Source organism: Anaerovibrio sp. (genome assembly GCF_024697385.1).
GTDB lineage: Bacteria > Bacillota > Negativicutes > Selenomonadales > Selenomonadaceae > Anaerovibrio.
Genome location: NZ_JAILFV010000053.1, coordinates 1 through 5643 on the forward strand (window position 1 = coordinate 1; position 5643 = coordinate 5643).

Here is a 5643-nt window from a genome sequence, read left to right on the forward strand (position 1 = left end):
TTTCCCTATAGCATAAAGAAGGTAGCTGAGGAAATGGCAGATGTAAAGGTTTGTTCTTTTCGGAAAGCCATTGAAAAGTATCATATTCCAATCAAAGATTTTGGTAGTAACTCTGCCCATTTGGAAGAATTAAGAGGCGCACATATAATTTTCTTTAATGAAAAAGAAGCAAAATATAGAGTGCGCTTTGATATAGGACACGAGTTAGGCCATATGCTATTTGGGCACAAGATGAATTTGAAGGAAAGTGACCCCTTATATGGGGTACAAGAGGTGGAAGCAAACTGCTTTGCAGCCCAGCTGCTTATGCCAGAGCAATTATTACGAGAGTGCAGCAGTAGAGGTCATACTATATCAACAAATTATATAGAAAAATCTTTTGTTGTGTCAGATGAGGCCGCAGGTAAAAGAAGGTCCACACTTGCCAAAACAAATTATGAATGGAAAAGTCGTGCGGAAAAAGAATATGACGATATTATTATTATGCGTTATGCAAATTTTCTTGATAAAATTGCACCGAGAAAATTTGAAGTTGATTATTATGACTACGATGATGAAAGGCAGCTGGAACGGGATTCTTGGTTAAATAATCGATCCCGTTGGTAATATATGAAGGGGGTGGTTAAATTGTGGGATTGTAAGCAAAAAAATAACGCCGCATTGAATGTACAAATTCAACACGACATTATTCACGAATATCACTATTCGTAATCTGGTAATGTTATTTTAGTTATTGAGGAGTTAAAAGTCAATATATTTCCATAAATTGACTTAAAACTTCGTTGCCCCAGAGTATCACTATTCGTAATCTGGTAAATTGCAAATGTGACACTTCTGGGACGCAAACTCAGGGCGAAATATTACTATATAGCTCTGTTTTATGCCGAATGAAAGGAGTTGTTTTTATATGAGCAACCAATTTTTTGAAAAGGAGTATCACTATGCGTATTCGGAAAACTATATTTGATGATGGATTTCAGGCTTATTTGACCGAAGGTGCAGCTTTTGTCGGTGAGGCTGAAATACCAATGCTGATGGATTTGGACAATGTACAGGTTCCAAAGGACATGATACCCTTCGGAAAAGCCAGTAAATGCCCAGATAAACGGAAATATGTACATTTCTATATGCATGACAAGGAATTTTCACGGGTATTGACTGCAACCAAGAAATATCTTGATTTGCTCAAGCTATACGATGGTGTTATAACGCCAGATTGTACTATGATGATTGGCCAGTCAAAGTGTTTACTTGAAGCCAATACCTACATGAATAGGGCCGTTGGCTTTTATTTACAGAGACATGGTATTCCGGTCATTCCCAATATCAGATGGAGTGATGAAAGGAGCTTTGATTGTTGTTTCTTGGGGGTTACCAAGGGGCGTATGGTATCTGTAAGTACCCATGGATGTATTGAGACCAAGGAACAGCGAGAAATGTTCAGAATTGGTTTAGGTGCAATGTTTGAAGCTTTGCATCCACCAGTGGTATTGGTACATGGCAGCATGCCGGATGATATTTTTAGTGAATATCTTGGCCAGGCAGAATTTCATAGATATGCAAGCCAAATTGAGCGCGTACATAAAAAGAAGGTGCTTGAAAATGGGGACTGCATATAAGGGGAACGCCATGCACTACCACAGTGTAGGGCAAAATATTTTGCCAACCTCCAGCAAATACAAATATAAGTCTGGATATTTTGGTGAAAACAGCAAACATGGCAATAATCGGACGAGAAATATAGCTTCTCCTGATAACCTCAGCACTGCCAAGGATTTTTACAATAAAATAGCCCATGGTGGTAAGGAGCAGACCATAAACAGTGACACCAAAATAACCAAAATGGCCGATGGTACGATTATCACTATGAGAACTAAATCAAGTTCTGACGGAACGCCAGTGGTAGATATTAACATCAAGCCAAGTTCACATACCGGTGGTGTGAAGTCACAAAAAATTCATTTTGTACAGGAGGGGGACTAAGTGAAGGAAATAGATGTAAGATTTTCTGCTGAAGAAATGGGTATGTTTAAGTCTATGACAGGCAAGACAATGCAAAAATATAAATGTGATCCGTTTGATTTTTCTACATCAGTATATGGCATAGTAGGTATATTGGTGGATAACAAGGGATATTCATTTACTAATTTGATTGAGGTGGCGGACTATTTCGGGCAAGAGGAAGATGTGGCCATGTTTAAATTTCAGTCAGCAGAATATGATAAGATTTGTTCCATGATAGAAAATCAGACGCTGGAGGAAAGCCCTATAAAAAGCACAATTTCTCAAATCCGTATAGTCAATGAGCATCAGGAGCTTTATAAGAAGGATATAAAAATCTATGATGTTTGGCTCACTAGGGGAATAATTTTCAAATTAGGGGATGGGCGTGAGGTTTCTTTTGAGAAAGAAATATGGTTTTCTGAAACTATCAATGTAAACAAAGGTCATGATTTGATAAAAAAATTCTCTCCAGTATCAGAGTTTATGGAGAGTTGGAGCGGAGATTATCATGGTGAATGCTCACGGGAAATTGTGATAATAGAATAATAAATAGTTACGTTGATATTATCTAAAACGAAAAGGGACTGTTTAAGGACAGCCCCTTTTTATATGTGTCTATTTAGTTGAATATAACCAATAATCGGGTGTTCTTCTGGCGAGGGGTTAGGTGATTTTCCGTCATTTCCCCATAATTTTCTTCAATGCCTCGATATCCTGCCTTATCTTCCCCGGCTCGTAGCGGAGGATGTTGGCCAGCTGGGAAAGTCCTTCATCAGAGATGGTGTCCAAGGCTCGGATAAGCCTTTTGCAGTTTGCAATAAGTTCATTCATTGCTATTCCTCCCGGCTGTTCTTCTGCCAGTAGTCCGTTATCCCCCGGGCAATGGCCCCGGCGATATCCTGTTGCTGGTTCATCAGGAGAAGCGCATCCAGATCATTATCAATAAAAGCAGTCTCCACCAGCACGGCGGGCATGGTGGTACCCCGGAGTACCGCCAGCAGGGGGCGGCATTTCAGCCCCCGGTCCGGGAAGTCATTATTAAATTTCTGCAGTGTGCTACATAGCTGGTTTTGAATAAATCTCCCCAAAGCCGCCCCCTCACCGGTGAGAGAATACACCAAGGTTTCCGCCCCCCGGGCCAAGGTATTGGCAGCGTTACAGTGAATACTTACAAATATATCCGCCTGCCAGTCGTTGGCGGACTGGACAATACATTCTCCAGCTGACTCTCCCGCCAGATTATGGCTCTGGAGCTCTTTTACCTTACATACCGCCTTAACCAGATACCGCCTCACCAAGTCCCCGATGGACAGGGCTATATCACATTCCCGGAGTCCCAAATACTCATTAAGGGCCCCCGGATCGGGATTACCGTTGGGGGCGTGCCCCGGATTTATAAATACCTTCATTAAACATCAAATCCTTTCTTTTAATATATAAGCCCCCGGAGGATGAGCCGGGTACATGAATAAGTTTTGCAAAGGGATTGTTAAAAGTTTTGGCTTCTCCGAGGGCATATATGTTAGTTGGTGCGTTCTTCTTTTCTCTGCCCGGCGTATTCACTGCCGGTGAGACTCATTACATAATATTTGGCTGCTTTGTTCCCGCCCTGGCTTTCCCAGCGGATAAATCCCCGTTGGGCCAGCTCGTGGCGGGCGTTCTTTATGCTTGATATGGAAATGTTTATGGCGTAGGCAATCTCCGGCAGATTTAAACATAATGGGTAATGCCACCAGTTCTGATTGGCCCGGTACATAAGATAATGCCATAGTAGCTGGGCACTGGCACTTAACCGCTCACTGGTATTAAACATATGGAAATGCAAAATCTCCATTAACCAGCCGGAATTGCCTTTCCGGCCGCCCATATCACAAAGCCAGTGGGCGTTGTCCGTTGCTGCTTACCTTGGCATTTATGCGGAGCCACGCCATAGCTTCATCCATCAGCACCATATATTTAACCCCTATTTTCAGTGCCGGAAATCCATTTATTTTCGTCAATATCCGCAAGCTGTGTTCCTTGATCCCGGTTATCTCGGAAAACTCCTTTATGGTAACAAACATCTTTCCCTTGGCTTCAGCTATTTTGGCTATATCATCAATAGATGGTTCCTCATTATTCTTTTTTAATTCCAACATTCATAATTACCCCTTTTTGTTTATAAAATGAAAAATATTAGATGGAATATCCCATAAACTGAAACTAATATAACATAGTGTTTTATTGTTTGTCCAGTCTAAATTACTAAAATATAAAATTTTTCTTTAAAAATTTAGTATTTTATGGTATATTGTTCACAGCACAAAAGTTATGGAGGCTTACAAAAGTTATGATGAGTTTTGGTGAGAAGTTAAAGAGTCTAAGAGTAGATGTCAAGAGGCTTACTCTGGCGGAAGCTGCCAATCAGCTGAATGTTCCCAGGTCTAACCTGAATAATTGGGAGCGGGGGATAGCAAAGCCTTCACTGGAAACATTGGGTAAATTGGCCATCTTTTACAACACCACCGTTGATTATCTTGTAGGTCTGGACAAGAACCGGCAAAGTGAAACCATGGTATTGTATGAAGCGCTGCCGGAAATCTACCGGGAGCGGATTGATGATCTGGTCCGGGACTATACTGAGCTGGCGCGGTTAAAGAAACTGTAATCGCCCTACTATTACTAGTCTTATATAGTTTTGTATTATCTTATATTATATTAGACAGCCATAATCCTTGATGTATCTGCGTTGTAAGCCCTGCTGTGGTCAATATATGTCCGCAGTATTACCCACAGGGTTATCTGCAGTCCTACCCACAGGTTATACCACAGTCTTTACTACAGGCTGGCCGCTGTAGGGCAGTTATTAACACAATATTCACAGTTTATTAACAAACAAAGCGGTACTTATACACAATATTTCCAAAGTTATCCCCATACAAATATCATCTGAATGAAAGATGTGGTGTATGGGTATTTATGTCCCCTGATTATAGTAATTTATGGTACACTCACTGGGAATAATGGTTTATAATTTAGTCAAAGGAGGACAAAAAATGGCAAGACGAAACAGTCGGGGTACCAATGAAGGTACAGTTTATTATTGTGAGGCTAAAGGATACTGGATGGCACAATTAACATTAGCTTACGACCCATTAACCGGAAAAAGAAAAAGGCTCTCCCGTTATGCCAATACAAGGCGGGAGGCCCTGGAAAAATTAAATGAGCTGTGAGAAAAATACGCTTGCAATATCCACTATGATGCCGGGAAAATCACAGTAAAGCAATGGCTGGATAAGTGGAAGGAAACCTACAAGGCCCCGAAGCTTAGGGAAAATACACTGGCATCCTACGAAAGAGTCCTTAATATATGCACTGATGCCATCGGTTATATGAAGCTGGAGAAGGTTCAGCCATCAGATTTGCAAAATATTATTTATTCTAATATAGGAACTGACAAATATCGCACTTGCCAGTATTTCCGCACCGTCATAAAACAAGCTTTTGCCAGAGCTGTAAAGGAACGGTTGATTATTGAATCTCCGGCAGATGATCTGGAACTACCAGAAAAACCACACAAAAAACCTTTCATTAAGCCTACAATGGCAGGGATACTATCTTTGTATAAGGTTATGAAGCCGGTTGCCTTGGATATATCAG

At 40.9% G+C, this 5643-nt stretch carries 11 protein-coding genes and 1 pseudogene; 8 read left to right on the top strand and 4 right to left on the bottom strand.

Annotated elements, in window-relative coordinates:
- From K6C05_RS02475 to K6C05_RS02490, 4 genes are all read left to right on the top strand, one after another.
- The coding region (locus K6C05_RS02475; protein WP_296730853.1) for an ImmA/IrrE family metallo-endopeptidase at window positions 1-606 on the top strand (606 nt) is incomplete at its 5' end.
- 335 nt (window positions 607-941) lie between these two features.
- Complete coding sequence (locus K6C05_RS02480) at window positions 942-1619, top strand: DUF4417 domain-containing protein (protein ID WP_296730855.1); 678 nt, start codon at window positions 942-944, stop codon at window positions 1617-1619.
- Complete coding sequence (locus tag K6C05_RS02485; protein ID WP_296730857.1) at window positions 1603-1983, top strand: hypothetical protein; 381 nt, start codon at window positions 1603-1605, stop codon at window positions 1981-1983. The genes K6C05_RS02480 and K6C05_RS02485 overlap by 17 nt, the downstream gene beginning before the upstream one ends.
- Window positions 1984-2550 carry a hypothetical protein gene (locus K6C05_RS02490; protein ID WP_296730859.1) on the top strand — a complete coding sequence of 189 codons (567 nt, stop codon included), beginning with the start codon at window positions 1984-1986 and terminating at the stop codon, window positions 2548-2550.
- Between the two features lie 132 nt (window positions 2551-2682).
- Here the strand turns inward: K6C05_RS02490 and K6C05_RS02495 are convergent, their stop codons facing one another.
- The 4 genes from K6C05_RS02495 to K6C05_RS02510 form a co-directional block, all read right to left on the bottom strand.
- Window positions 2683-2835, bottom strand: a complete 153-nt coding sequence (locus tag K6C05_RS02495) for a hypothetical protein (protein WP_296730861.1) — start codon at window positions 2833-2835, stop codon at window positions 2683-2685.
- Between the two features lie 2 nt (window positions 2836-2837).
- The gene (locus K6C05_RS02500) at window positions 2838-3413 is read right to left on the bottom strand and encodes an N-acetylmuramoyl-L-alanine amidase (protein WP_296730863.1); all 576 of its coding nucleotides are present in this window, start codon (window positions 3411-3413) and stop codon (window positions 2838-2840) included.
- A gap of 113 nt (window positions 3414-3526) precedes the next feature.
- Window positions 3527-3817, bottom strand: a complete 291-nt coding sequence (locus K6C05_RS02505) for a helix-turn-helix domain-containing protein (RefSeq protein WP_296730864.1) — start codon at window positions 3815-3817, stop codon at window positions 3527-3529.
- Between the two features lie 55 nt (window positions 3818-3872).
- Window positions 3873-4142: a helix-turn-helix domain-containing protein gene (locus K6C05_RS02510; protein WP_296730865.1), complete on the bottom strand. Its 270-nt coding sequence runs from the start codon at window positions 4140-4142 to the stop codon at window positions 3873-3875.
- Between the two features lie 191 nt (window positions 4143-4333).
- Here K6C05_RS02510 and K6C05_RS02515 point away from each other — a divergent pair, with 191 nt between their 5' ends.
- From K6C05_RS02515 to K6C05_RS02525, 4 genes and pseudogenes are all read left to right on the top strand, one after another.
- Window positions 4334-4651 carry a helix-turn-helix transcriptional regulator gene (locus tag K6C05_RS02515; protein WP_296730866.1) on the top strand — a complete coding sequence of 106 codons (318 nt, stop codon included), beginning with the start codon at window positions 4334-4336 and terminating at the stop codon, window positions 4649-4651.
- A 388-nt stretch (window positions 4652-5039) separates the two neighbouring features.
- On the top strand, window positions 5040-5216 hold the full coding sequence (locus K6C05_RS02520) for an Arm DNA-binding domain-containing protein (protein ID WP_296730867.1): 177 nt from the start codon (window positions 5040-5042) through the stop codon (window positions 5214-5216).
- Between the two features lie 57 nt (window positions 5217-5273).
- Window positions 5274-5360: pseudogene (locus K6C05_RS10990) on the top strand (hypothetical protein); the annotation flags it as partial.
- Window positions 5361-5375: 15 nt separating this feature from the next.
- Window positions 5376-5643, top strand: a 268-nt coding sequence (locus K6C05_RS02525; protein ID WP_296730868.1) for a hypothetical protein, incomplete at its 3' end; no start/stop codon positions are given.

What these genes read in the sequence shown, in the direction of transcription:
- K6C05_RS02480 (WP_296730855.1), top strand. Translation starts at nt 942, where the DNA reads ATGCGTATTCGGAAAACTATATTTGATGATGGATTTCAGGCTTATTTG.
- K6C05_RS02485 (WP_296730857.1), top strand. Translation starts at nt 1,603, where the DNA reads ATGGGGACTGCATATAAGGGGAACGCCATGCACTACCACAGTGTAGGG.
- K6C05_RS02495 (WP_296730861.1), bottom strand. Translation starts at nt 2,835, where the DNA reads ATGAATGAACTTATTGCAAACTGCAAAAGGCTTATCCGAGCCTTGGAC.
- K6C05_RS02500 (WP_296730863.1), bottom strand. Translation starts at nt 3,413, where the DNA reads ATGAAGGTATTTATAAATCCGGGGCACGCCCCCAACGGTAATCCCGAT.
- K6C05_RS02505 (WP_296730864.1), bottom strand. Translation starts at nt 3,817, where the DNA reads ATGTTTAATACCAGTGAGCGGTTAAGTGCCAGTGCCCAGCTACTATGG.
- K6C05_RS02510 (WP_296730865.1), bottom strand. Translation starts at nt 4,142, where the DNA reads ATGTTGGAATTAAAAAAGAATAATGAGGAACCATCTATTGATGATATA.
- K6C05_RS02515 (WP_296730866.1), top strand. Translation starts at nt 4,334, where the DNA reads ATGATGAGTTTTGGTGAGAAGTTAAAGAGTCTAAGAGTAGATGTCAAG.
- K6C05_RS02520 (WP_296730867.1), top strand. Translation starts at nt 5,040, where the DNA reads ATGGCAAGACGAAACAGTCGGGGTACCAATGAAGGTACAGTTTATTAT.